Annotated in this window: 19 protein-coding genes and 2 pseudogenes; 6 read left to right on the top strand and 15 right to left on the bottom strand. The window is 61.9% G+C overall.

Going from position 1 to position 26,191, the window contains the following annotated elements:
• Window positions 1-59: 59 nt before the first annotated feature.
• The 6 genes from ugpC to CO667_RS22880 all read right to left on the bottom strand — a co-directional run bounded on the left by ugpC (window position 60) and on the right by CO667_RS22880 (window position 6,619).
• Window positions 60-1,121 (bottom strand): sn-glycerol-3-phosphate ABC transporter ATP-binding protein UgpC, encoded by a 1,062-nt coding sequence (gene ugpC, locus CO667_RS22855; RefSeq protein ID WP_097620573.1) that lies wholly within the window; start codon window positions 1,119-1,121, stop codon window positions 60-62.
• 22 nt (window positions 1,122-1,143) lie between these two features.
• Window positions 1,144-1,998, bottom strand: coding sequence for a sugar phosphate isomerase/epimerase (locus tag CO667_RS22860; protein ID WP_097620574.1), 855 nt, complete (start codon window positions 1,996-1,998; stop codon window positions 1,144-1,146).
• A 46-nt stretch (window positions 1,999-2,044) separates the two neighbouring features.
• Complete coding sequence (locus tag CO667_RS22865; protein ID WP_097620576.1) at window positions 2,045-3,283, bottom strand: ROK family transcriptional regulator; 1,239 nt, start codon at window positions 3,281-3,283, stop codon at window positions 2,045-2,047.
• Between the two features lie 41 nt (window positions 3,284-3,324).
• Window positions 3,325-4,167, bottom strand: coding sequence for a carbohydrate ABC transporter permease (locus CO667_RS22870; RefSeq protein WP_097620578.1), 843 nt, complete (start codon window positions 4,165-4,167; stop codon window positions 3,325-3,327).
• The gene (locus CO667_RS22875; protein WP_097620579.1) at window positions 4,164-5,093 is read right to left on the bottom strand and encodes a sugar ABC transporter permease; all 930 of its coding nucleotides are present in this window, start codon (window positions 5,091-5,093) and stop codon (window positions 4,164-4,166) included. The genes CO667_RS22870 and CO667_RS22875 overlap by 4 nt, the downstream gene beginning before the upstream one ends.
• A gap of 227 nt (window positions 5,094-5,320) precedes the next feature.
• Window positions 5,321-6,619: an ABC transporter substrate-binding protein gene (locus CO667_RS22880; RefSeq protein WP_097620581.1), complete on the bottom strand. Its 1,299-nt coding sequence runs from the start codon at window positions 6,617-6,619 to the stop codon at window positions 5,321-5,323.
• 343 nt (window positions 6,620-6,962) lie between these two features.
• Between CO667_RS22880 and CO667_RS22885 the strand changes: the two genes are divergently transcribed.
• A complete protein-coding gene (locus tag CO667_RS22885) occupies window positions 6,963-8,009 on the top strand; it encodes a Gfo/Idh/MocA family oxidoreductase (RefSeq protein WP_097620684.1) in 1,047 nt (348 codons plus the stop codon).
• 11 nt (window positions 8,010-8,020) lie between these two features.
• On the opposite strand, the gene CO667_RS22890 is transcribed toward CO667_RS22885, so the two are convergent.
• Entirely contained in the window at window positions 8,021-9,160 is a 1,140-nt protein-coding gene (locus CO667_RS22890; RefSeq protein WP_097620583.1) for an ROK family transcriptional regulator, read from the bottom strand.
• A 209-nt stretch (window positions 9,161-9,369) separates the two neighbouring features.
• A pseudogene (locus tag CO667_RS35955) lies at window positions 9,370-9,556 on the bottom strand (hypothetical protein).
• A gap of 345 nt (window positions 9,557-9,901) precedes the next feature.
• On the opposite strand from CO667_RS35955, the gene CO667_RS22900 reads away from it, so the two are divergent.
• From CO667_RS22900 to CO667_RS22915, 4 genes and pseudogenes are all read left to right on the top strand, one after another.
• Complete coding sequence (locus tag CO667_RS22900) at window positions 9,902-12,928, top strand: glycoside hydrolase family 38 C-terminal domain-containing protein (protein WP_097620585.1); 3,027 nt, start codon at window positions 9,902-9,904, stop codon at window positions 12,926-12,928.
• Between the two features lie 344 nt (window positions 12,929-13,272).
• Entirely contained in the window at window positions 13,273-15,312 is a 2,040-nt protein-coding gene (locus tag CO667_RS22905) for a methyl-accepting chemotaxis protein (protein WP_097620685.1), read from the top strand.
• Between the two features lie 96 nt (window positions 15,313-15,408).
• Window positions 15,409-16,059: pseudogene (locus CO667_RS22910) on the top strand (ABC transporter permease); the annotation flags it as partial.
• A gap of 18 nt (window positions 16,060-16,077) precedes the next feature.
• Window positions 16,078-17,583, top strand: coding sequence for an ABC transporter ATP-binding protein (locus tag CO667_RS22915; protein ID WP_097620588.1), 1,506 nt, complete (start codon window positions 16,078-16,080; stop codon window positions 17,581-17,583).
• Between the two features lie 60 nt (window positions 17,584-17,643).
• On the opposite strand, the gene CO667_RS22920 is transcribed toward CO667_RS22915, so the two are convergent.
• Window positions 17,644-18,282, bottom strand: a complete 639-nt coding sequence (locus CO667_RS22920) for a TetR/AcrR family transcriptional regulator (RefSeq protein ID WP_097620590.1) — start codon at window positions 18,280-18,282, stop codon at window positions 17,644-17,646.
• A gap of 135 nt (window positions 18,283-18,417) precedes the next feature.
• Between CO667_RS22920 and CO667_RS22925 the strand changes: the two genes are divergently transcribed.
• Window positions 18,418-20,880, top strand: coding sequence for a beta-glucosidase (locus CO667_RS22925; protein WP_097620592.1), 2,463 nt, complete (start codon window positions 18,418-18,420; stop codon window positions 20,878-20,880).
• Window positions 20,881-20,965: 85 nt separating this feature from the next.
• Here the strand turns inward: CO667_RS22925 and CO667_RS22930 are convergent, their stop codons facing one another.
• The 6 genes from CO667_RS22930 to CO667_RS22955 all read right to left on the bottom strand — a co-directional run bounded on the left by CO667_RS22930 (window position 20,966) and on the right by CO667_RS22955 (window position 26,176).
• Window positions 20,966-21,502 carry an OmpA family protein gene (locus tag CO667_RS22930; RefSeq protein WP_097620594.1) on the bottom strand — a complete coding sequence of 179 codons (537 nt, stop codon included), beginning with the start codon at window positions 21,500-21,502 and terminating at the stop codon, window positions 20,966-20,968.
• 13 nt (window positions 21,503-21,515) lie between these two features.
• The gene (locus CO667_RS22935) at window positions 21,516-22,190 is read right to left on the bottom strand and encodes a L,D-transpeptidase (protein WP_097620596.1); all 675 of its coding nucleotides are present in this window, start codon (window positions 22,188-22,190) and stop codon (window positions 21,516-21,518) included.
• Window positions 22,191-22,320: 130 nt separating this feature from the next.
• Window positions 22,321-23,256 (bottom strand): dihydrodipicolinate synthase family protein, encoded by a 936-nt coding sequence (locus tag CO667_RS22940; protein WP_097620597.1) that lies wholly within the window; start codon window positions 23,254-23,256, stop codon window positions 22,321-22,323.
• Between the two features lie 24 nt (window positions 23,257-23,280).
• Window positions 23,281-24,234, bottom strand: a complete 954-nt coding sequence (locus tag CO667_RS22945) for an ABC transporter ATP-binding protein (protein WP_097620598.1) — start codon at window positions 24,232-24,234, stop codon at window positions 23,281-23,283.
• Window positions 24,235-25,251, bottom strand: a complete 1,017-nt coding sequence (locus CO667_RS22950; RefSeq protein WP_097620599.1) for an ABC transporter ATP-binding protein — start codon at window positions 25,249-25,251, stop codon at window positions 24,235-24,237.
• A gap of 7 nt (window positions 25,252-25,258) precedes the next feature.
• On the bottom strand, window positions 25,259-26,176 hold the full coding sequence (locus CO667_RS22955) for a dihydrodipicolinate synthase family protein (RefSeq protein WP_097620600.1): 918 nt from the start codon (window positions 26,174-26,176) through the stop codon (window positions 25,259-25,261).
• Between the last annotated feature and the right edge of the window lie 15 nt (window positions 26,177-26,191).

Here is a 26,191-nt window from a genome sequence, read left to right on the forward strand (position 1 = left end):
GCGCGGAAACGCGCCCCCGGCCGGCACCCGGCCAAAAGGGGAGGGGGCTATCGGCCGGATCAGTTCAGCGCGGCTTCACCTGATGTGATCCGCTGCTCGTTCTCGCCGAACAGGTGGACGGTATCGTGGATCGGTGCGATCTTCAGGACTTCGCCGGGGGCCGCCCTGATCCGCTCCCGGAAGACGCAGGTGAGCGTCTGCGTGCCCAATCGAACAATGACGAGCGTTTCCGAACCGGTAGGCTCCACCACGACAGTCGTGACCTCGATGCCGTCGGGGTCGAGCCTGATATGTTCGGGGCGGATGCCGTAGGTCACGGCATCCCCAGGGCGGCGCTCGCTCGGCAGCAGCAGGCCGTCGGCGGTTTTGAAGCCGTCTTCCGTCATGCTGCCCCGGATGAAATTCATCGCCGGCGAGCCGATGAAGCCGGCGACGAACAGGTTGTTCGGCCGGTCGTAAAGCTCCAGCGGCGAGCCCGACTGCTCGATCAGCCCGTCCTTCATGACGACGATCTTGTCGGCCATGGTCATGGCCTCGATCTGATCGTGGGTGACGTAGATCGTCGTCGTCTGCAGCCGTTGATGCAACTCCTTGATCTCCGAGCGCATCTGCACCCGGAGCTTGGCGTCGAGGTTGGACAGGGGCTCGTCGAAGAGGAAGACGGCCGGGTCGCGCACGATCGCCCGGCCCATGGCGACGCGCTGCCGCTGGCCGCCCGACAATTGCTTCGGATACCTTTCGAGAAGGGTCTCGAGGCCGAGGATCTTGGCGGCGTTGCCGACCCGCTGATCGATCTCCGATTTCGGCATGCGCTTCAGCCGCAGGGAAAAGCCCATATTCTTGGCGACCGTCATATGCGGATAGAGCGCGTAGTTCTGGAACACCATGGCGATATCCCGGTCCTTCGGCGCGAGCTCGTTGACGATGTGCTTGCCGATCTGGATCTTCCCCGAGGTGATGCCTTCGAGGCCGGCGATCATCCGGAGCAAGGTGGATTTCCCGCAGCCCGAGGGACCGACCAGCACGACGAACTCGCCGTCGCCGATATCGACCGATACACCTTTGATGGCTTTGAAAGCGCCGTAATCCTTGCGCGCATTGTTGACCGAAACATGGGCCATGAAACTCCTCCCGAAATCGCCGTCAAAGTCCGTTCAAGACATTTTTGAGATAATCGAGGCCGAGACGCTCGCCTTGCCTGCGGGCATCCAGATCCTTGCCCGGCCAGCCATAGGCGGCATCCTCGTGCTCGATCGAAAGCGTGCCGTCAAAACCGTGGCCGCGCGCCTGGCTGAGGAAACGCGGCCAGTCGAGCAGGCCGAGCCCCGGCAGCTTGTATTGCCACCAGCCCTTGCCGTGATAGCCGATTGCCTGCAGCGCCTCGGCGTTAATCGCCGTGTCCTTTGCGTGCAGAATGGCGATGCGATCTTTGACCGCTTCCATCGCCCGATAGGGATCGACGCCGATGCGGATGAGATGCGAGGGATCGAATTCGAGCGCGAAACGGTGATCCGGAATCCTCAGGAAAAGCTCCTGCCAGCCCTTCGGCGTCGTGCCGATGAAATTATCTCCAGGCCCCGGCCAGTTCTCGATCGCGAAGGTGAGGCCGCTCGATTGCGTTTCTGCGATCAACCCGTTCGCGAAGTCGGCGAAGTCGTCGTAATTGGCTTCGTCGCTCGCGGTGTCGTCCCGGCCGGGGAAGATTACGAAAATTGGAACGCCGGCCTGCCCGATCGCTGCGGCGAATTCGGCCGTTCTTGCCCGAAGCTCCCAGCGCTTGTCGCGGTCGGGGTCGAGCTGGTTGCCGAAATAGGTGATCGACGACAAGAAGAGGTCGCGGCTGCGGGCGAGTGCGACGGCGGCCTCCACCCGATCCGGCGTTTTGATATGGCCGCCGACATCGATCTCGACGGCGTCGAAGCCGGCCGACGCGGCGAAGTCCACCACTTCCTCCAGCGGACGATCATTGAATGTCGAGGTGTAAAAGCCGATCTTCACCAAATCCTCCGATCTTCACCAAATCCCCGGGGCCTTGCCGACCGTTTCAATTGTTCAGGCGGTCCATATTCTTGAGGGGCGAGCGTGTGCGTTGAGCAGCATCGGCCGATGCGAGCATGAGAGCCGCTGCCATCGGCATCGCCGCCGCGCCCATGGCCGAGGCATCCTCTCCGAGCGAGGCGCGATGCAGCGACGGAAGATTGGCGTCGTCGGCGTCGAGATGCTCGTGCACATAACGCAGCAATTCGTCGACGATGCGGATCGGCAGCCTGCCGCCGACGAGGACGGCGTCGGGATCCACGATCATGCCGATATGTTTGACGGCGATGGCCAGATGCGCGCTCATTTCCTTCAGCCACTGCGAAACCAGACGCCTGCCATGCGCATCCAGCGTCAGCAGATCGTGGGGAATACTGACCTCGACATCGTGCCGCGCCAGAAAATCATAGAGGGAAAACAGCGAGAATATCTCGCCGAGAAGCTGAACCTTATGGGCTTTTTCGTCCCGGTCGTCGGCAATCGGAAGCCAGCCGATCTCGCCGCTGAGGCCCATGGCGCCGCGATGGCCGTTGCCGTCAAGCACGAGCCCGCCGCCGGGGCACGCATTGATGGCGATGTAGAAGAAGCTGCTGCTCTCGGCACCCAGCCCGTAATCGAGCTCGGCAAGGGCTGCGGCATTGGCTTCGTTTTCGATGAAGACGGGATGCTGCGTCAGGTTCTCCAGTGACGCGCGCACATCGAATGAAGTCCATTCCTGATAGGCCTTGGGCTTGCCGAGGAGCGAAATCTCCCCAAGCCAATCCGGCATGGCGAGACCGATGCCGGCCAGGCGCGCGTCGTCGATCAGCCGGCTGCGCTGGAAATGCGAAATCGCATCTGATGTCAGCTGCAGGAATTCCGCCGGCAGGATGAAGCGCTTTTCATGATGCACGCGGGCGCGGACGTTGCCGACGGCGTCGACCGCCAGGATCGTCAGATGATCGCGATCGATATTGATGCCGATGGCGAAACAGGCATCCGGATTGATCTCGAGTTCGATCGCCGGCTGGCCTCTCAGCCCATGTCGCCGCCGGGCTTCCATGATCAGGCCCTCGTCCAGCAGCCGATCGACGATCCGGGCGATTGCCGGTTTGGTAAAACCCGTCTGCCGGGCGATTTCGGCGCGTGAAATCGGCGCCTGGCGATGGATGCAGCGCAGCACGACCGCCCTGTTGTGCTCGCCTGCATCCTCGACATTGGCGCCGGTCAGATCCGGGGAGAGCCTGGCGTCGAGCGGCTGGTTCATAGGGTCAAATCCTTTATCAAGCATCGAGACCAAACCGACCCTCATCCCTTCACCGCGCCGCTGGTCATCGCGCCGAGGATCAGCCTCTGCAGCGACAGGAAGGCCACGATCGCCGGAACGACCGAGATCAGGCAGGCGGCGGCGAGCAGCTGGATGGACGAGTCGGTCTGCATGCCGCGGAAGTTAAAGATTCCGACGCCGATCGGCATCAGGTCATTTTTGGTGAGCAGCAGGAAAGGCACAAGGAATTGCGACCAGCCGGCAATCACTGTGATGATGAAGACGGAAGCGATGCCCGGCGCCGACAAGGGAAGGATGATGCGCCAGAAGACCGAAAACCGGTTGCAGCCGTCGATCATGGCGGCTTCGTCTAGACTGCGCGGAATGCCGTCGACCGTGCTCTTCAACAGCCAGGTCGCCAAGGGAACGCCGAGCGCGATATAGACCATGACGACGGCGAAATGCGTGTCCAGCAGGCCGAGCCGGTTCATGTAGCGGTAGAGCGGCACCATGATCACCAGCGGCGAGATCATCTGGAAGAGCAAAAGCCCCATCATCGACAGGCCCTTGCCGCGGAACTGAAAGCGGGAAAAAGCGTAAGCCGCGGGCAGCGCAACGATCAGCACGCCGATCCCGCTTATGGCCGCAAGCTTGAGGCCGTTCCAGAGATAGACCGGAAAGTAGCTGTTGTTGAGCACGGTGATGAAATTGTCGATGGTGGGGTTCTGGGGAATATAGCGCGCCGCGCCGCGATAGATCTCGCGCTTGTCACGCATTGCCATCGACAGGAGATAGGTGAGGGGGCCGGCGAAGAAGACGAACATCGCCAGCATGAAGAGATAGCTCAGGGCATCGCCGAGCCGCGTTCCGGTCCTGCCGCTCATTGCTCTTCCTCCTTCGGCAGGAACGACGCGTAGACGAAGGCAAGCCCGAGGCTGATGATCAGCATCAGCACCGAGAGCACGCTGCCGCCGGAGAGATCGTAGTTTCTAAAGACGATGTTGAAGACGTAGAGTGAAATCACCTCGGTCGCCCGCCCCGGGCCGCCGCCGGTCAGCGTGATGATCGCATCGAAGGTGTTGACCGTCTGGATGGTGATCAGGATCATGTTGACGAGGATGGCAGCGCGCAGCTGCGGCAGCGTCACGAAGAAGAACTGCTGCGATGCCGTGGCGCCGTCGACCTCGGCGGCTTCGTAAAGCGAGGGATCGATCGACTTCAGCGCCGCATACATGACGACCATCGAAAAGGCCGTGCCGCGCCAGATGTTGGAGATCAGCGTCGACCACGGCGCGATCGCCGGGTCGGAAAGCCAAGCGACGGTCGGCATGTGCATCAGCCTGAGAATACTGTTCAGCGCGCCGTAAGGCGCTTCGGAAAACAGCATCTGCCAGATGATGCCGCCGGCAATGCCGGGCACGACCCAGGCGATGAGCGCCGTTGTCCTCAGGATCGTGGTGCCGAACAGCCCACGCTTTTCGCCACGGATGACGGTGACGGCGACCGCAAGGCCGAGGATCTGCTGGCCGATGACGCTGCCGCCGACGAAGATCAGGGTCGCCCAGAGAATGTCGGGCAGCTGCGGCGAGCTGAGCGCATTGGCGATCGAGCCCAGCGTATATTGCTGATTGTCGCCGATCAGCGTCGCATTGGTGAAGGACAGCCGGAAAACGTCGATGACGGGATAAAGGTAGAAGATGCCGATGACGACGATCACAGGCATGATCCAGGGCAGGGGCGCCCCGGCGAAACGGCGCATGAACGTTCTGCTTTGAGGCAAGGTCTCAGCCTCGATGGCGATAGGACTCATTGGGCCTCTCTGTCCGGGTTGGCAGTTAGGTATGACTGGCCGGTTCGCGTCGGTGGCCGCCCCTCAGCCTAACCCTCTCCCCGTAAAAACGGGGAGAGGGGACGTGCCCCGCGAGGCGCTGGTGAGGGACGGAGAGGTTGCGTCTCGTCCCTTCGCCCCGCTTGCGGGGAGAAGGTGGCGGCAGCCGGATAAGGGGCAGGCCGCGATCTCCTGGCTCAGCCGCGGCATTACAGACGCTTATAAGCCTCCAATGCTGCATTGAAGGCGGCATCCAGGGCCTCCTCCGGCTTTTTGGTTCCCGAGAGCACGTCACCCATCATGATCTGGATCTGGTTCGAGATCTCGGGATAGATCGGCACGCCCGGGCGCGCCTGGCCGTCGACGAGGGCCTTGGCGAAGGTCTTGTTGGCTTCCGTCGAGAAGACCTCGTACTTGTCGAACAGTGATTTCCGGGTCGGCAGCTGCTGCTGCAGCGCGTTTGCCGGCCCCATATAGACCTCGCGTGCGAGGTTGGCGCACATCTCGATCTTGTCCTTGTCCTTGCTGAAGGAGGCGATCGTCCAGCCGCCGGTGCCGGTCGAGCGCTGATCGGCCGTCGGGCCGGGGATCGGCGAGAAGGTCCAGTTTTTGAACTCGTCTTCGTCGAGCGTCGACTTCAGCTGGGCATATTGCCAGTTGCCGCCGATGAACAGCGCCGTCGTCGCCGCTGCCGCCGCCGCATTCATATCGTCGTAATTGGCGATCGTGCTGACGCGCTTGGGGGCCGCGCCGGAATCGACGAGATCCTTGAAATAGTTCAGCGCCTTGAGGAATTTCTCCTTGTTCTCGCCTTCGCCGAACACCGGCTTGCCCGAGTCGTCGACGAGCTTGCCGCCGAGGGCCCAGTAGTTCGCCAGCCAGTCGAAGGTCGTGCCTTCCCAGCGGCCGCCGTTGAAGAGCACGCCTTCCATGCCCTCCTTGGTGGAGGCAAGCGCCGCCTTCTTCAGATCGTCCCAGGTCTGCGGCGCATCTGCTACCACCGATTTGTTGCGGTAGAGCACGCGAAGGTCGGTATCCCACCACCAGGCGCGCACCGTCTTGTCCTTGTCGGTGATGCCATCGCGGATGAAGGGGAAGAGATCGTCCACTTCTTCCTTGGAGAAATAGGGCGTGAAGTCGGCCAGCACGTGGTTGACCATGAACTGCGACAGCACGAAGGAGTCGACGGCGGCGCAATCCGGCGCGTTGCCGGCCTTGGCCTGCTCCAGCATCTTGGCTTGTTCGGTGCCGATGTCGGAGGACATGAACTGCATCTGCAATTTCCAATCCGGATGCTTCTTGATGAAATCGACGAAGAGCTTCTGGTAGCCCTCGGCGATGGCCGGATCGGAATTGTTCGGGCTGTCGTTCGTCAGGCGGACGACGAGGGTCTTGGCCGCATCGGCAAGGCCGATCCGGTCTTTGGTGGCAAGTTCCTGGGCAAAAATCGCGGATGCTGAAAATAAGATAGTGCTCAGCGCCAATGCGCTGACGGTCGCGCTCTTCATGATGGGTCTCCTCCCCATTTTGAACGAATACAGCCTGGCGGTCGGTTGACCTCTCCTCATTTCCGTGCTGCATTAATTAGATTAAGTTACTTTGATTTGATGTCAAGCCGCAGCTTGGGAGGTTGAGATGCCGGCGACATTCAACAGCAGCTAGCGCGCCCCCGGATTTTCGGAAGGGATCTGCGCCAATTAAAGTGACGGAGCGCGCCTTTCGGGCGCGCGGGCGCCGCCCACCCGCAATTTTCCTGAAGACGAGCACGAGCGATCGCCGATAGACGCGATGGCGAGGTGTGGTTTTGCCCGGCGCATCGGCAGCCGGACACGGAACTCCATGGAGGAGAAGATGCGTTTACTCATTCTCGGCACCGGCGGCATGGCCAACCAGCATGCCGCGCGCTTCAAGGCGATCGAAGGCGTCAGCGTCGTCGGCGGCGTCGACGTCGTCCCGGAAAGGCTGGCCGCCTTCTGCACTGAACACGGCATCGCCAATCATTTCACCTCGCTCGAGGAGGCTCTCGCCTGGGGCGAATTCGACGCGGTCGCCAATGTCACGCCTGACAGCATCCACCACCCGACGACGCTTCAGGCGATCGCCGCCGGCAAGCATGTCTTCTGCGAAAAGCCGCTCGCCACCGATGCGGTCAAGGCGATGGAGATGACCGAGGCGATCGAACGGTCGGGCAAGGTCGGCATGGTCAACTTCACCTATCGCAATTCGCCCGCCCTGCAGAAAGGCCGGCAGATGGTGCTCGCCGGCGAGATCGGCGCGGTGCGCCATGTCGAGGCGTCGCATCTGCAAAGCTGGCTGGTCGGCCGCCACTGGGGCGACTGGAAGAGCGAAAGCAAATGGCTGTGGCGGCTGAGCAAAAAACATGGCTCGAACGGCGCGCTCGGCGATATCGGTATCCACATCGTCGATTTCGCCTCCTACGGCTCAGGCCTCGACGTCGCCCATGTCTTCGCGCGGCTGAAGACCTTCGACAAAGCGCCGGGGCATAAGATCGGCGAATATGATCTCGATGCCAATGACAGCTTCACGATGAATGTCGATTTCACCAATGGGGCGATCGGCACGATCCAGGCGACGCGCACCGCCGCAGGTCAGATGGATCAGCTGCGCCTCCGGGTCTACGGCGAAACCGGCTCGATCGAGATGATCTACGATACCGGAAACTCGACGTTGCGCGCCTGTCTCGGCGAAGACGTGCATACGGCGACCTGGCGCGAGGTGCCCTTCGATCCTGTGGAGAGCAACTACCAGCGTTTCGTCCAGGCGGTGCGGGCCGGCAGGACGCAGGAACCGTCGTTCCGCCGCGCCGCCAATATCCAGAAGGTCCTCGACAAGGCGCTGGCCTCCGATCTCAGCCATGTCGATGAAGCACTCGGCTGAGCTGGCACGCATCACGCCGAAGCCGGCGGCAGCAGCAAGGTGTTGAGGAAGGGCAGGAGGGCGGCACCGAGCGCCACGCCGCCGCCGCTGAAGCTTGCCGGTTTCATCGGCGAAATCCAGGGGGTCAGCAACGGTCGCGTCGAGGTGTCGCGCCGCTCGATGGAGAGTTGATGGATCAAGGCTTCGATCACGCCTTGTGGCAGATCGCCGCCGATCATGACCACGCTCGGGGCAAGGAAGCCAGCCATGGCGATGATCGGGTCGAGCAGATGGCCCGCAGCGTCCCTGATCCATTGCGACAGCGATGGGGAGGAGACCTCCTGGCCCTGCAGCAGCCGGATGAATTCGTCCTCACCGATCCGCGACCGCAGGGCTTCGAAACCGACGACCGTGTTCAGTTGGACATTGTCGGGGCCGGTCAGCATTTCGCCGATGCCGCCCGCCCGGCCATGCACGCCGGAATAGGGAATGCCCCGAATGAGAAAGCCGGCTTGGACGTCGTCATCGATGATGATCATCGCCAGTCCGCCTTCCCGCATGGCGCTGCCGATCGTGCGCTCGGCGAGAAGGCCAGCGGTACACTCGTTTTCGACATAGGGACGCGCGATCGTCGACATTGCGGCGATTTGATCGCTTTGCTCGTCCGTCCAATCGCTGGCGGCGATGCCGAGCCCGATGATCGGCAATGTCGCGTGGCGATCGACCATGTCCCTGACGGCCGCATGCACCAGCACGACCTTGTCTGCTGGATCCAGGCCGAAATAGACCCGGTCATGCACCTGGCCGCTGAGATCGATCAGCACCATCTCGCCACGCCTTTGGCGAAGCTTGACGCCGACCGAGAAGGCGCCCTCCGGCCGAAGCGCGAATTCCGTGGCGGTTGCCCCACCCCCGAGCCCGTTGCGGCGGTTTGACGTGACCAGTTTCTCTTCCGCCAGCCGCCGCAGAATATTGGTAATGCCGGGCCCGGTCAGCCCGCTATGCCGCCCAAGCTCGGTCCGCGTCAGAGGCCCATGCCGGCGGATCGCTTCCAGGATGACGCGAATATTCCGGTCGGCGATTTCCCCCGACCTCAGACCCACCGTTTTGGCGCGCGGGGCGCCCATCTCCTGGGTGTGAAGCCGACGCGGCCCTGACCGAAGATACCGCATGACCGTCTTTCCTAGAGCACCATCGCGATTGTGTACTTCATCCGCGGGCTATGGGAAAGCCGGACTTGGCAGCCGCTTTTTTTGCCGAACGTCATATCAATCGCAATCAGGGCCAGATGGCGCTGACGAAGTGCGGCGGGGCGATGCCGCAAAATGCGTTAACAGACCGTCGAAACTACACCGCAATCGGAGCTTCATTCTATCGATCGCTAATAGCTGCAAGGACGATCGTTGCCGAAGCCGTCGCGGCAGGCGGGTCTGAGCCCATAGTCGACGCTGCTATAGCCAACCGAGCCGGTTTGCATCGGGTCGTTGGAACTTGTCGTGCAGGCTGACAACGATACCAATCATGATGGCAGCTGCCACGGCTGCCGATAATTTGCGAATTTGAAACATCTCACCCTCCCGATCGCTGCGCAAAAACCGGCGATTTCAGTGTGATTGCCGGGCAGATAGGGCCGGGTGGCGATCCGATAACTGTTGTTGTCGATCAAGATTCCGTTATTCGTGAAGAGCCTAGTCATTCGGCTTCGATGGGTCATGTTTGCGGACTCGTCGTCTGCGAGCTTGCCGCAATGACTTCTTCCGCACTTGACGGCAAATCAAAGTTACTTAATCTAAGGGCCGGTTGGACTCGCTGGGAGGAGGGGCCGGCAATTCGCGATGGCTGTCGCACCATCTTCATCTCCCAAAGCCATGACTCCGGATCGTTCGCCGTCGATTTTTCAACAGGGATAAGCCATGCCTCTGACCATTGCTCAACGTCTCGATCGCCTGAAAGTCCGTCTTGCCGAGCTGGCGCATTGGCGAGATCGTCACAGTGCTGCGATTGACGGCTGGACATTCGAGGGTGAGCCGATCGGCCATCATCAGGACTGGCCGCATCGCCAGGGCGTGGTGCATTTTGCCGTAAGTGCGCAGGCGCCGGAGGCCTGGCCTCTCGAAGATATCCGGCTGCAGCTCGACCTCGGCGGCGAGAGCCTGATCACGCTGAGCTATCCCGGCGGCGAGACGGAGACATTCGGCCTTGATCCCTATCACCAGGAATTCCCGGTGAAGGGCCGCCACTTTTCGATCGCGACGGAAACCGTCGCCCGCTTTCCGTTCGGCGAACCCAATCGCGCTCCGCGGTTGAACAAGGCCCGGTTTATCTGGCTCGACGGCCTGGCCCATCGCCTGCATCTTCTGTTGAAGCAGGTTGCCGAGGCGATCGATGTGCTTGGCGAGCATGAAGTCGTGCCGCATCTGCTTGATGCCGCAGAACAAGCGTTGCGCAGCCTGGATTGGCCGTCCGATACGGCGGCTTATGTCTCGCGCACCTCTGACGCGGTCATGCAGCAGAAGATCTGGGAGCTGCCGGAGCTCGAGGCCAACCCGGCGGGACTGAGCGACGAGCAGAGCGCCTCGGCGGCGTCCGCTTTCGAGGTCCTGACGGCGCGGCTGAAGGAACTGCAGAAGCGCTTTCCCCCGAATGGAGAACTGCTGCTGACCGGTCATGCGCATATCGATCTCGCCTGGCTCTGGCCCTATCGCGAGACGCGGCGGAAGATGCGGCGCACCTTCAACACGGCGCTCTCGCTGATGGAGCGTTCGGAGGATTTCCGCTTCAACCAGTCGACCGCCCATTATTATGCGCAGATGGAAGAAGAAGATCCGGAGCTTCTCGAGCGCATCAAGAAGAAGGTCGCGGACGGAAAGTGGGAAACCGTCGGCGGCATGTGGGTGGAGCCCGACACCAACATGCCGACCGGCGAAAGCCTCGTCCGCCAGGTGCTCTACGGCCAGCGTTATTTCGAAAAGACCTTCGGCGCGCGCCATACCGTGTGCTGGCTGCCGGATTGCTTCGGCTTCTCCGGCGCGCTGCCGCAAATCCTGAGACAGGGCGGCATCGACAGCTTCTTCACGATCAAGGTCAACTGGAGCGAGACCAATCATATTCCCTCCGATCTTTTCTGGTGGAAGGGCCTCGACGGCAGCCAAGTGCTGACCCACACCTTCGACAATCCGATGCAGGGATATAACGGCTTCGTTCAGGCCGACTGCTATGTGCCGACATGGAAGAATTTCCGCGGCAAGCTACAGCACGATACCTCGCTTCTGGCCGTCGGCTACGGTGATGGCGGCGGCGGCGTGACGCCTGAAATGGTGGAGCGCGAAGTGCAGCTGCGCGATTTCCCGGCGATCCCGCAGGCGCGCTGGGGCACCGTCAAAAGCTTCTATGAGAAGGCGCACCAGACCGCCGGGGAAAAGAACCTTCCCGTCTGGGACGGCGAAATCTACCTCGAACTGCACCGCGCCACGCTGACGACCCAAAGCGGCGTCAAACGCAAGCACCGTCAGGCCGAACGTGCTCTGATCACCGCCGAAACGCTCGCTTCGCTTGCCCACATGCTGGGTGCCGAAACGCCGAAAAGCCTCGAAGCGGATTGGCGGGTGGTGCTGAAGAACGAGTTCCACGACATCCTGCCGGGCTCGAGCATCCGCGAGGTCTATCAGGATGCGGAGCAGGAGCTCGGCGGCGTCATAGACCACGCGAGGGACGAACAGGCAAAGGCCTTGCAGGCGCTGTCGGTCCATCTGCCGAAGGGCGGGGTCGGCGATGCGCTCGTCGTCGTCAATCCGTCGCTTGCGCGGCGGCCGGTGAGCGCCACACTGGCCGACGGCACGGTCGTTTCGGCCGCCGATATCGTCGCCCCTTTGTCCGTTGCCGTCTTCGACAGGCACGCGCTGCAGCCGGCGGGTGGGCTGAAGGCCAGCCCCGATCGCCTCGAAAACGATCATCTCATTGTGGTCATCGGCAAGGACGGGGCGGTTGCGAGCCTCATCCACAAGGCAACGGGCCGCGAAGCGATCGACGGTTCGGCAAACCAGCTCTGGGTCTATCCGGCCGACAAGCCGCGTAATTGGGACGCCTGGGATATCGATGCGGATTATGCCGAAAAGGCCGTCCGTCTCGAGGCGCCGGAGAGCCTCTCCCTCGTCGAAAGCGGTCCGCACCGCGCGGCGATCCGTGTCGTCCATCGTTACCGCAATTCGAGCGTCACCCAGACCTATGTGCTGACGGCCAACGCCCGCCGGCTCGACATCGAAACGACGATCGACTGGCACGACCGCCGCACCCTGCTGCGGACCCTGAACCCGGTCGAGGTGCGAGCCCGAAAGGCGACGTTCGAATGCGCCTTCGGTGTCGTCGAGCGGGCAACGCACACGAATACCTCCTGGGAGCAGGCCATGTTCGAGGCGGTCGCCCATCGTTTCGTCGATATCAGTGAGCCGGGTTTCGGCGTGGCGCTGCTCAACAATGCCAAATACGGCCATAGCGCCCGCGGCAACGTGATCGGCATGAGCCTGGTGCGCGGGCCGATCTATCCGGATCCGCTGGCCGACGAAGGCGAGCAGAGCTTCACCTATGCGCTGATGCCGCATGACGGCGCCTGGCATGAAGGCGGCGTGCTCGACGAGGCGATCGATCTCAATCAGCCGCTCGTTACAGCGGAAGCCAAAGGTCTCTCCGCCGGCACTTTCACGCCGCTCGCCATCGCCGGCACTCCCGTCGCTTTTTCGGGCCTGAAGCCTGCGGAAGAGGGCGACGGCCTGATCCTGCGTCTCTACGAACCCGCTGGCCGGCGTGGCAGCCTCTTCCTCCAGCTGCCTTCGGGATGGACGGCGTCGCAGCCGCTCAACATTCTCGAAGAGCCGATGGAGCGCAAAGGTCCTGCCGACATCATGCCCTTCGAAGTCAGGACGTGGAGGCTGAAAAAAGCCTGACGCTCCATTCTTGAGAGACGCCGCCGCCGCTTCGATGCGGCGGGGTGGTCCAACGACCTCACCGGCAGCCGCTCAAGAAAATCTCCCGGATTATCGCCGCCATATCCATATCAGGCATTCACTATCCCAATCACGCATCCGAGTTGCAGCGGCGGCGAAAGTGAACTTTTTATTAGATTTTGATCGATTTGTTGGTCGGCTCAGGCCTTGGCAAATGTATTTCCTTCAACCGTAAGGTGATCTTGTGTTGGCCGTAAATATTTTCGGTCGAATGAAATCGATCGGCTATTTCGCAGCCAGCTGGAGATATGAAGACTCCTGTTGCCGCCAAGCAGGAACTAAACATGCCCGCAACCATCTTTTCGCGCATCAGCACCAAACTGGCCATTCTTTCTGGCATCGGCATTTTCCTGGTGGCGGTTATGCTCATCACCAGCTGGCAGGGTGGCAATCTCGTTCATGAACGCGCGAAATATGAGGGAGACCAGCTGATTGTTTCCCGCGATCTGGTCGATACCAAGGCTTCATGGCGCGGTATGCAGGTCGGCGTCCGTGATCTGCGTCTCGCCACTTCCGCCGACGAGATTGCCAAGGCTGCCGATTACCTTGCCGCCCGCCATCACTCCGTCGTCAAATATCTCGACGAGGCCATGGACGGACTGCGATTGCCGGTCAACCGGGACCGTATCGTCAAGCTCAAAACGCTGGCCGAGAGCCTTTTTGCTGCGACCAACGACATGGTCGAAATTGCGAAGGCAAAGCTTGTCCTCAAAGCCGGTGATCCGTCTCTCGATGCGAAGGAGAAGGGCGCTCAAGCAAAGCTGCTGGCCATTTCGGATGAGGCATCCAAGCTGATCGATGAAGGGGTGGATTCGGCAAAGGCGATGGCGGCAAAGGCCGGGGAAGAGGCGGATGCGACCGCTGCTCTCGTTCTATTCCTCAATCTTGGCATGGGTCTATTGACCATCGTCACGCTCATCGCCGCTGCCATGTTTGGCGCCCGGGTGATCGCAAAACCGATCGGCCGGCTCACCGGCAGCATGAACGATCTCGCCCACGGCAATCATGACGTCAATATCCCCTTCGCCGACCGGCGCGACGAAATCGGTCAGATGGCCCGCGCTGTCGAGGTCTTCAAGCAGAATGGCATCAAGATACGGGAACTGGATGCCGCCGGCACAGACAAGCGGATGAAGGTCATCGAAATGCAGAAGAACGTCGACCAGGTCATCACTGCCGCGGGCGCCGGCGACTTCACGCGACGCGCTGCCGCGGAATACGGCTATGAGGACCTGAATGGGTTCGCCACGGGCGTCAACTCCCTCGTTGCGTCGGTCGACCGCGGCATCGCCGAGACCTGTCGTGTGATTGCGGCGCTTGCCGAAGGTGATTTGACCGAAGACATGACAGGCGAGTTCCAGGGCGCCTTCGGCGAACTCAAGCAAAATGTCGACGCGACCATGACCAATCTGCGCTCCGTCCTTGGCGAGGTGCGTGCGGCTGTCGACATTATCAACGGCGGCGCCGGCGAGATGCGGATCTCCTCCGGAAATCTGTCGCAGCGCACCGAGCAGCAGGCCGCCTCGCTCGAGGAAACCTCTTCCGCCTTGGAGGAGATTACCGTCGCGGTGAAGCATTCGACCGAGCGTGCCTCGGAAGCCAGCCATATGGTCGACGAGGCGAAGAGAAGCACCGGTCAGTCGAGCGCTGTCGTCAGCGAGGCCGTCTCGGCCATGGGACGGATCGAGCAGGCGTCGGGCGAAATCAGCAAGATCATCAGCGTCATCGACGAGATCGCCTTCCAGACCAATCTTCTGGCGCTCAATGCCGGCGTCGAGGCGGCGCGGGCGGGTGAGGCCGGCAAGGGCTTTGCCGTCGTCGCTCAAGAGGTGCGCGAACTGGCGCAGCGTTCGGCCAATGCCGCCAAGGACATCAAGGTGCTGATCAATCGGTCCAGCGACGAGGTCCATTCCGGGGTGAAGCTGGTGACGGCAACGGGCGAAGCGCTCGGCAATATCCAGGACCATGTCGTCAAGATCGACGAGCATGTGCGCTCGATCGCAACGGCCGCAAGGGAGCAGTCGACCGGTCTCTCCGAGGTCAGCACCGCTGTCAATCAGATGGATCAGGTAACGCAGCAGAACGCGGCGATGGTCGAGGAATCTACCGCCGCGACGAACCGGCTGGCGGAGGAGGCGACCAATCTTGCCCGCCTGATCGCCCGTTTCAAGCTGGATGCCGCCCAGATGGCGCCACGCGCCGTTACCCCCCAAAGCAAACCGGTCGCCTCACCGGCGCGCACGTTCGGTCAGAAGCTCGCCGGCGCCTTTGGCGGACGCGCCGCAACCGCGACGGCCGCTGCCGCTTCATGGGAGGAGTTCTGATGCTGGCTCGGCGCGGACGGTCCGCGCCGCAGGAAGGCGGGATGAAATTTTCGATCGATGAATGCTCAGCCGGCTAGGAATAGGTGCGCTTCAAGGCGGGTCAACGACACAGCAATCGGTATCAGTCTCATGGTACTTGGCACCGGCTTGGCCTTCTTCTGGGGAAAGCCATTCATCGAACCGAAGGCGCCGTCGCTGCCGACAATTCCCCTGGGATTTTGGACTGATATCCCGCAGGTTCAGTCGGCTCTCGATGTCAACGTGCTTTTCTTTGTTGGAGTGGCACTGGCGTTCGTGTTGCGCCTCTTTTTCAACCGGACCGGTTGGGGCCTTATGCTGCGGACCGTTGGAGATAGCGAAGACGCCGCGCGTGCCTTGGGTTTTCCAGTTCTGAAAGTACGGATTCTCGCGACGAGTGTCGGCGGATTTCTCGCGGGCGTGGGCGGCAGCTTCCTGTCCCTCTCTTATCCCGGTAGTTGGAGCGAAGGCTTGTCCAGTGGGCAGGGGATCATGGCTGTCGCCTTGGTGATTTTTGCGAGGTGGGACCCGGTCAGGGCGCTTTGGGCGTCGCTCCTGTTCGGAGGGGCTGGCGCAATCGGCCCTGCTCTCCAGGGAATGGGGATCACCGGCTTTTACTACCTTTTCAACGCGGCTCCATATGTCCTGACGTTGGCGATCATGATTGCGTCGACCTCACGAGTTCAGACGTTTACCGATGCACCGGGTGAACTTAGCCTGCACCGATAAGAGCGAAGGGAAACCAACATGAATGCGATCAGTTTGGACCTGGTGGACATGACCAAGCGGTTCGGCGCGCTCACCGCACTCGATGGTGTTTGCCTGTCCGTCAGGGCCGGAAGCGTCCACGCCTTGCTGGGCGAGAATGGTGCGGGCAAGAGTACGCTCGTCAAATGCCTTGTCGGTTTCTATCAGCCAGACGAGGGCTCGGTCCTAGTAGACGGTAGAGGAGCCAATATCGCAACGCCAAAAGACGCTGATGCCCTGGGTATAGGCATGGTGTATCAGCATTTTACCCTAGTCCCGTCCATGACCGTTGCCGAAAATCTCGTAGTAAGCGAAGCGCGGTTACCAGGCTTCATCGATTGGCACTCGACCGGCGAACGGTTGCAGGCGCTGATGAAGACGATGCCTTTCCACGTTCCTCTCAACGTGCGTGTGTCTCAATTGTCTGCTGGTGAGAAGCAGAAAGCCGAGTTGATCAAGCAGCTCTATCTCGGTCGCCGTCTCCTGATCCTGGACGAGCCCACCTCTGTTTTGACGCCTGATGAGGCTAAGGACGTTCTGGGCTTCGTGCGGCAGCTCACAGGGACCGGAGAACTCAGCGCCATCCTCATCACACACAAGTTCGAAGAGGTGACCCGCTACGCCGACGACGCGACGATTCTTCGTAAGGGGCAGGCCGTTCGGACAGGCCGGGTGTCGGAAATGACCACAACGGAGATGGCCGAGGCAATGATCGGTCATGCATTGGAAAAAAGCAGCACCAAGGCTCGGACTCCAAAATATTCCGAAATGCGGTTGTCAATTCAAGGTCTCAGCGCACTGGGGGATATAGGCTTGCCTGCAGTCAAGGACGTTTCTCTTGATGTTGGAAGGTGCGAGATCGTCGGTGTCGCCGGAGTATCCGGGAATGGCCAGAAGGAATTGGTCGAGGCCCTGATGGGACAGCGAGATCGCTCGGGCGTTGTCAAAGTATGCGGCAGGGCCTTCCACGGAACCCGGAAAGAAATCGCCGATCTCGGAGTCTACGGTCTCCCGCAAGAGCCCTTGAAGAATGCCTGTGTTCCACGCATGTCGCTTCAGGAGAACATGGCGCTCCGAAACTTCGACAGACCGCCGGTCGCCGTGGGTCAGTTCATCAGCGGCAAGGCAATGGCAGAGCAAGCGGCGAACTTTGTTCAGCAGTTCCGCGTAAAAGCGGCAGGTCTCGATGCCGAAATGACCACACTGTCCGGAGGTAACGTGCAGCGGGCCGTGCTGGCACGCGAACTGACAAATGAGGTGCAGGTTCTCATTGCCTCAAACCCGACTTTCGGCCTAGACTTTAAGGCCTGCGAGGAGACCCGCGAAAGGATTGTCAATGCTCGCAACAACGGCGCCGCCGTCCTCCTACTCTCCGAGGATCTCGACGAGCTATTCGATCTTGCCGATCGCATCGTTGTCATGAGCGAAGGCCGGTTTGTTTACGAGGTTGACGTCGCAACCGCGGACAAACAGACCATCGGCAAGCATATGGCCGGCGCAGCCTGATGATATTGCGCAGCCGTCAGCCGCATGATGGTTTGGCTGGCGCGTTTTGACGATAAAGCCTCAGCCTTCCAAACCGAGGCTCGCCAGCAGGCGCCCGACATAGGCTTCCAGGCCGCCGACCATGTCGAAGCGATCTGGGTCGCGCAGCCAGAGCATCTGCAGCCCGTCCATCACGGCGATCAGTTCGGCGGCCATCGCGGTGCCGTCGATCCCGCCGCCTATCGAGCCGTCGGCGACAGCCCGTTCGAAGGTCGAGGCGAAATTGTCCTGCATCTCGGTGGCGCGAGTGAGGAACCATGCCTTGGCAGGGTGATCCTTCATCAGGCTTTCGGCATTGAGGATGGCAAAGGCCCTGACGACCTCGATCATTTCGGCGTTGCGGCGGAAGACGGTGACCATGCCCTTCAGCAGGCCGCGGAGATCGGACCCGTGGAGCCCGATGAAATCGGCGCTGTCGAGATCGCGTTTGGCAAGAATGGCGAGCAGCAGGTCGACCTTTGTGGGGAAGTGGTGCAGCAGGCCGGGCAGCGACAGGCCGACATCGCGGGCTATGTCGGCGATGGCGGCATTCTGGTAGCCGTCTTCGGCAAAGCGCCGCATCGCCGCCGTCAGGATTTCGGCGCGGCGTGTCTCTCCCTTGCGGGATCGGCGCTGCCGTTTTTCTGCCTGTCCGGCCTTCTGTTCTGAAAATTCTGCCATCGTCCTCGTCTGCCGCTTGGAGCGGCTCTTAGCCGATGTCTCCCGTGCTCTCCGTCCATACATCAGGCTTGCCCGATTGACATCCTAAAAATACCGAGTAATCGGTAGGTTTAAGGATTTCCTTGGGAGGTTTGCATGATCGATTCCATTCTCGACCAGATGACGCTCGAGGAGCAGGTCTCCCTGCTATCGGGCGCCGATTTCTGGACGACCGTTCCCGTCGAGCGTCTCGGCGTGCCGAAAATCAAGGTGACGGACGGCCCGAACGGCGCGCGCGGCGCCGGCTCGCTGGTCGCCGGCGTCAAGGCGACCTGCTTTCCCGTCGGCATCGCGCTCGGCGCTACCTGGAATCCCGATCTCGTCACCCAGATGGGCGCAGCTCTTGCGCGCCAGGCAAAGAGCAAGGGCGCCGCCGTGCTGCTGGCGCCGACGGTGAATATCCATCGCTCCGGCCTCAATGGCCGGAATTTCGAATGTTATTCCGAAGATCCGATGCTGACCGCCGAATTGGCGGTCGCCTATATCGACGGCGTCCAGGGCGAGGGGATCGCGGCGACGATCAAGCACTTTGCCGGCAATGAATCCGAGATCGAGCGGCAGACAATGTCTTCCGATATCGATGAGCGGACGCTGCGCGAAATCTACCTGCCGCCCTTCGAACACGCCGTCCGCCGCGCCGGCGTGATGGCCGTCATGTCCTCTTATAACCGGCTCAACGGCACCTATACGAGTGAGCATCATTGGCTGCTGACCAAGGTGCTGCGCCAGGAATGGGATTTCCAAGGTATCGTCATGTCCGATTGGTTCGGCTCGCATTCGACGGCCGAGACGATCAATGCCGGTCTCGATCTCGAAATGCCGGGTCCGGCGCGCGACCGCGGCGAGAAATTGGTTGCCGCCGTGCGCGAGGGCAAGGTCGAGGCTGCCACCGTGAAGGCGGCGGCGCGGCGCATGCTGCTGCTGCTCGAGCGGGTCGGCGCCTTCGAGAAAAAGCCCGATCTCAGCGAGCGGGCGATCGATCTGCCGGAAGATCGGGCGCTGATCCGCCGTCTCGGCGCGGAGGGCACGGTCCTCCTCAAGAACGACGGCATCCTGCCGCTTGCCAAGACCTCGCTCGACCGCATTGCCGTCATCGGACCCAATGCCGCCACCGCGCGCGTCATGGGCGGCGGCAGCGCCCAGATCGCCGCGCATTACACGGTCAGTCCGCTCGAAGGCATTCGCGCCGCCCTTGCCAATGCCAACAGCATCAGCCACGCCGTCGGCTGCCGCCATAACCGTCTGATCGACGTGTTCAAGGGAAAGATCACGGTCGAATATTTCAAGGGCCGCGGCTGCCAGGGCAATCCGCTGCATGTCGAGACTGTCGACAAGGGCGAGTTCTTCTGGTTCGAGCTGCCGTCCGATGAGCTCGATCCAGCCGATTTCTCGGCCCGGATGACCATGCAATTCGTGCCGGAGGAGAGCGGCGATCATGTTTTCGGCATGACCAATGCCGGCCTGGCGCGGCTCTTCGTCGATGCTGCGCTGACGGTTGACGGCCATGATGGCTGGACGCGCGGCGAAAACTACTTCGGCACCGCCAATGACGAACAGCGCGGCACCGTGGCGCTCGAAGCCGGCCGGGCCTATGCGGTCGCCGTCGAATATGAGCCGTCCACCGCGAGCGGCGAGGGCATCAACCTCATCGCCGTTCGTTTCGGCGTTGAAAAGCCGCTCGGCGACGCCGATATCGCGGCAGCCGTCGAGACGGCCGGCAATGCCGATGTCGCGCTTCTCTTCGTCGGCCGCGACGGTGAATGGGATACCGAAGGGTTGGATCTGCCCGACATGCGGCTTCCGGGCCGGCAGGAGGAGCTGATCGAGAAGGTGGCCGCCGCCAATGCCAATACCGTCGTCGTGCTGCAGACCGGCGGCCCGGTGGAAATGCCCTGGCTTGGCAAGGTTCGCGCCGTGCTGCAGATCTGGTATCCGGGGCAGGAGCTCGGCAATGCCGTCGCCGATGTGCTGTTCGGCGATGTCGAGCCCGGCGGGCGCCTGCCGCAGACCTTCCCGAAGGCGCTGGCCGACAATTCCGCCATTACGAGCGATCCCGCCATCTATCCCGGCAAGGACGGGCATGTGCGCTATGCCGAAGGCGTGTTCGTCGGCTACCGTCATCACGACACACGCGCCGTCGAGCCGCTCTTCCCCTTCGGCTTCGGCCTTGGCTATACACGCTTCAGCTGGGGTGAGCCGCGGCTGTCGGCCGGCGAAATGGGGGCTGACGGCATCACCGTCAGCCTCGGCCTGACCAATACAGGCGATCGGGCCGGCTCGGAACTGGTGCAGCTCTACGTGCGTTCGCCGAAGGCCAAGGTGGAACGGCCGGACAAGGAGCTGCGCGCCTTCGCAAAGCTGTCGCTGCAGCCCGGCGAGACCGGCACGGCCGTGATGACGATCCGGCCGCGCGATCTCGCTTATTTCGACGTCGAGGCCGGCGCCTTCCGTGCCGAGCCGGGCGACTACCAGCTGGTCGTGGCGGCGAATGCAGGGGATATCAGGTTCGTCATCGATTTGCCGTCGCCACGCGAGTATGTGCTGCCGCCCTCGCAATAAAGGCAGGCTGGCGACACTATGGCGTAGTCGAGCCGAGCCTGGCCGTTAGCGTGCCTGCGCAAACGTTAAATGGTTTTGGCTGCGGTCAGACCGCGTCGGGCTGAGTGCGCAGATTGGTGACGACGCGCCGGTTCTGCACCTTGCAGGAGCGCTCCGTGCAGTCGCGGACTTCCCGGTCGTTGCCGTAGCCCTTGGCCCACATGCGTTTGGCGTCCACGCCCTTCGAGGCGAGATAGGCCATCGCCGCATCGGCGCGCTTCTGCGACAGCGTCTGCATTTTCGACGCGGAACCGGAATCGTCGGCAAATCCCTGCAGCTTGAGCAGCCAGGTCGGGTTGTTGTTGAGCCAGACGGCCTGGTTGTCCAAGGTTGCCATGGCGACGGAATCGAGAGCGGCGGAATCCTGCTTGAAGTAGATCCGCCGGCCGACATTGAGGATAAAATCCTCTTCGCTGCCGGCTGCGACATTCTCGAAACCGGGCGCGGGATCGTTGGTCTGGCCGGTCATCGGCGCGGCCGTCGGTTCTTCCAGGGAGGCGACCTCCGTGGTGGAGCAGGCGGCAAGCGCCAGGAGCATGGCCGCGGCGAGAAGGCGCCTCGTATATTCTGCTGTAGCAGACATCAGGGTGATATCCTTATTCGACCGGGGTTGTTTGGCTGACCTGAGTGGCGCTTTCGGCCTGGTCGGCAATATGCGGCAGAACCTGTACAGCCGTGCCGATGGGGCACCGCTGATAAAGGTCGATGGCGTCTTCGTTGAACATGCGGATACAGCCGCTGGAGGCATCCTTGCCGATGCTCCACGGCTCAAGCGTGCCATGGAAGCGATAGCCGGTGTCGACGCCGTCGCGATGCAGGTACATGGCGCGGGGGCCGAGCGGGTTCTTCGGTGAGCCTCCCGCCACGAATTCAGGCAGTTCGGGATGGCGCTTGCGCATTTCCGGCGGCGGCGTCCAGCGCGGCCAAAGGGATTTGGCGTCGATCGTGGCGCGGCCGAACCATTTGAAGCCCTCGCGGCCGACGCCAACGCCATAGCGGATGGCCGTCTTGTTCTCCATGATCACGTAGAGAAAATGGTGTCTGGTATCGACGACGACGGTGCCGATCGGCTCGCTGCTGAAATATTTGACAACCTGACGCTGCCACTTCCTGTCGATCTTGGCGAAGTTGGTCCTTTGGAAGGTCACGCCATTGTCGACGGCGGTGCCGGCAAAATTGGAAGACGCCGCGGCAAATGCGGGTTTCTGAACTGCACCGGCGCCAAGTAACGCCAATCCACCAAGCACAATATCTCTGCGTGTCCACGGCATCGGCAATATCCCCCTCAAAGCCAAGCAGCGGAGTAGCAGTAAATCAGATTTTTCATTTGCGACAACAGAAAATTCTTCTTCTGCGCCTGGAGATCGGGATCGAGCGGGTCTGCACTCAACCCGAGCAAAGTCAGGGGAAAAGATCGGGCAGTTCGGAGCGGGCGATGCGTCGCAGCCTGACCGCTTCCGCCTGATCTATCGAGCGATAAGGAGACCGTAAACGCGTGCCGACAGGTCCCCAATTGCCGATGGCGCTCAACAATTTGTCGAGAGCGGCGTTCGAATAGCCGAATTCCTGCCGAAACGGGACGATATGCGCGTCCATGAACGTGCAGATGCGTCGTTCCAGATCGAGTGCGGCGTCGATGTCACTTCGCATCGAGGCCGTCCAGCTCTGCGCACCGCGGGGGCTAAGGCAGGCGACATTGGAAAAGGAGCCTGCCGCGACGCCCTCTTTGATGCCGGTTGCGAGATGATGGCCGGGGACGAAGAGCGAAAGCCCGGACAGATGTCGGCGTGCATCGCCATACCAGGAGGCGTCGCCATCGGCGAGCTTGATGCCGATCACGTCAGGGGACGCCGCACAGACCATGCCCAACTCCTTTGGCGTCAACACGCGTTTGGCATGCGGCGGATTGTAGAGGATGAGCGGAATTCCGTCGGCAGCGCCGGCCGCCCGGTTGAGGAAGTCGACTGCTTCGGCATTGGTGAGCGGCCACCAGTCGGGCAATATGACCTGGATGGCGCTGGGATCGAGCGTGGCGGCACGGCGGACGCGGTTGAGCATGATCGATGGGTCCGGTTGGCAGGCGCCGATCACGAACGGGGTTGAAGACGCTGTGCAGCGTCCGGCCAGCATCTCCTGGATGCTGTCGAATTCCTCCTCTGTCTGGTTATGGAATTCGCCGGCGGTGCCATTCGAATAAATACCGTCGACACCGGCCTCGGTGAGGATGTCAATCTCTTCGCCAAGTTTGTCGAATTCGATGCTGTCATCGGCTGCGATCGGCAGAAGCATGCTCGCCCAATTTCCGCCGATGGCGGCATGCGGCGTCTTGGCGTTCATCTGTTTTCTCCGATGAATGACGGATCAGTCGAGGTCGTCGCGGATGCAGGCCTTGAGGTGGCCGGGTGCTATTTCACGTAATTGCGGAACGGCGCCGGCACAGGCCCCGAGCGCACTCGGACAGCGCGTGCGAAAAACACATCCGCTCGGCGGATTAGCCGGACTTGGAATATCGCCTTTCAGGATCTGCCTGTTACGGCGGGCATCCGGATCGGGTGATGGGATCGCCGAGAGCAAAGCGCGCGTATAGGGATGCTGCGGTCTCGCATAGAGATCGGCACTCGGCGCGATTTCCATGATGCGGCCGAGATAAAGCACGATCACCCGGTCGCAGATATATTCGACGACGGCGAGGTCATGCGAGATGAACAGCATGGTCAGGCCAAGCCGCTGCTGCAGGTCGCGCAGCAGGTTGATCACCTGCGCCTGGATCGACACGTCGAGCGCCGAGACCGGCTCGTCGGCGACGATGAATTCGGGCGACAAGGTCAAAGCCCGGGCGATCCCGATGCGCTGGCGCTGGCCGCCGGAAAATTCATGCGCGTAGCGATTGATCGCTTCAGCAGGCAAGTCGACCTGGGCCAAGGCCGACAGCGCCCGATCGAGCCTGTCGCGGGCGGTGCCGATCCCCTGGATCTTCAGGCCTTCCGTCAGGATTTCGCCGATCGTCATGCGCGGCGACAGGCTGGCGAAGGGGTCCTGGAAAATATACTGCATGCGCGGCCGTTGCCGTCTGAGCGCCGAGGCGGAAAGTGCCGTGAGTTCCTTCCCGTCAAAGCGGACGCTGCCGGACGACGGTTCGACGAGGCGGAGGACGGAACGCCCGATCGTGGTCTTGCCGCTGCCGGATTCGCCGACAAGCCCGACCACTTCACCCTTGCCGATATCGAAGGAAATGCCCTGAAGAATGTTCAGCCGCGTGCCGCGGGAGGTATAGTGTTTCGAAAGGTCGCGGACGGAGAGCAGCGGTGCGTTCATCTAGATCTCCTGCCATCTCACGCAGCGGCTGCGGTGCTGCGGATTGACCTGTTCGAGCGCCGGAACGGCAGCGCGACAGGCTTCGATCGCGAATTTGCAGCGTGGGGAAAAGGCGCAGCCGCTCGGCATGTTCATCAGGCTCGGGACCATGCCGGGAATGGCGGCGAGTTTTTCGCCGGCCTGTTTCATCCGCGCGGCATCGCCGAGGCGCGGCATGGAGGCGAGAAGGCCCATCGTGTAGGGATGTTTGGGATTGCGGAACACCTCGCCGACCGGCCCTTCCTCGACGATCCGGCCAGCATACATCACCGCGACGCGATGGGCGATTTCGGCGACGACGCCGAGATTGTGGGTGACGAAGAGCATGGCCATGCCGCGCTCACGCTGCAGTTTGAGCAGCAGATCGAGAATCTGCGCCTGGATCGTCACGTCGAGCGCCGTGGTCGGCTCATCGGCGATCAGCAGCGCCGGATCGCAGGCGAGGGCCATGGCGATGGTGGCGCGTTGCCGCATGCCGCCCGAGAGTTCGTGCGGATATTGGCCGGCACGGCGCCGGGCGTCCGGTATGCCGACGCTTTCAAGCAGCGCGACGGCTGCCTCCATCGCCGCCTTGCGGCCCGCCCCGCGATGGATGCGGATCGGCTCGGCGATCTGGTCGCCGATCGTGAAAACCGGATTGAGACTCGACATCGGCTCCTGGAACACCATGCCGATATCGTCGCCCCTGATCCTGCGCATGCTCTCTTCGTCGAGGCAGACAAGATCCCGGGCCGCGCCGCCCCTGGTCGTCAAGCGGATGCTGCCTGCGGCGATCACGCCGATGCCGCGGGTGAGCAGCCGCATGACCGACAGGCTGGTGACCGACTTGCCGGAGCCGGATTCGCCGACGAGCGCCAGCGTCTCGCCGGCGGCGATGCTGAGGTCGATATCGTTGACCGCCGTGATCTCGCCGCCGCGGATGCGGAAGATCGTTCGCAATCCCCTGATGTCGAGTACGGGTTCGGCGGCCTGTTCCATCGGCCGCTCAGTTCAGCAGGCCGGTTGCACGCAGGATCTCGTCGATCCGCGCCGTTTCCGCATCGTTGAGCGAGGCGCGCGGCCGCGGCATGACGGCGGTGTCGATGATGCCGAGGCTCTGCATGGCGGCCTTGAAGGCGCCGATGCCGGCTGCGCCGCCGCTGACACGGCCCTGCGCGACCCAAACGATTTCGAAGAGGCGGCAAAGGCGCTCCTGCTCCTTTTTCGCGGCGGCCCAATCGCCGCGCTGCGCGGCATCCCAAAGCCTGATATAGCCGTGCGGATCGACATTGGCGATGCCGGGAACGACGCCGTGGGCGCCCATCAACAGGGCGGTGTCGACGACGATCTCGGAGCCGGTCATCAGGAAGACGTCCTTGTGTTCGGCAAGGTCGAGCAGCGCATAGCGGAAATTGCCGTCATCACCGCTGGAATCCTTGAGGCCGATAATGGCGCCTTCCCTGGCAAGGGTGACGACGGTCTGGCGCTGCAGCTTGACGTGAACGCAGACGGGAATGTCGTAAGCGACCAGCGGAACGTCCACCGCATCTCTGACATAACGGAAATGATCGAGGATCTCGGACTGGCTGGTGACGGTATAGAATGGCGCCGTCACCACCACCGCGTCGGCGCCGGCGGTCTTTGCGACCTTCGCATGGGCAATGACGCGATCCGTGGTCGGGTCGATGACGCCGACGATCAGCGGCACACGGCCATTCACCACCTTGGCCGAATGCTCGATGATTTCGCGCCGGGTCTTGTCGTCATGGAAGATCACCTCGCTCGTCGAGCCGAGCACGAATACGCCGTGGCAGCCGGCATCGATCAGATGTTCGAGCACACGCGTATAGGAGCGGTAGTCGACGGTGAAATCCGGATTAAGCGGTGTTACGACGGGGGGAACGACACCCTTGAATTTGGTCATTTTCGCTTCTTTCGA

This window comes from Rhizobium sp. L43 (genome assembly GCF_002531725.1).
GTDB lineage: Bacteria > Pseudomonadota > Alphaproteobacteria > Rhizobiales > Rhizobiaceae > Rhizobium.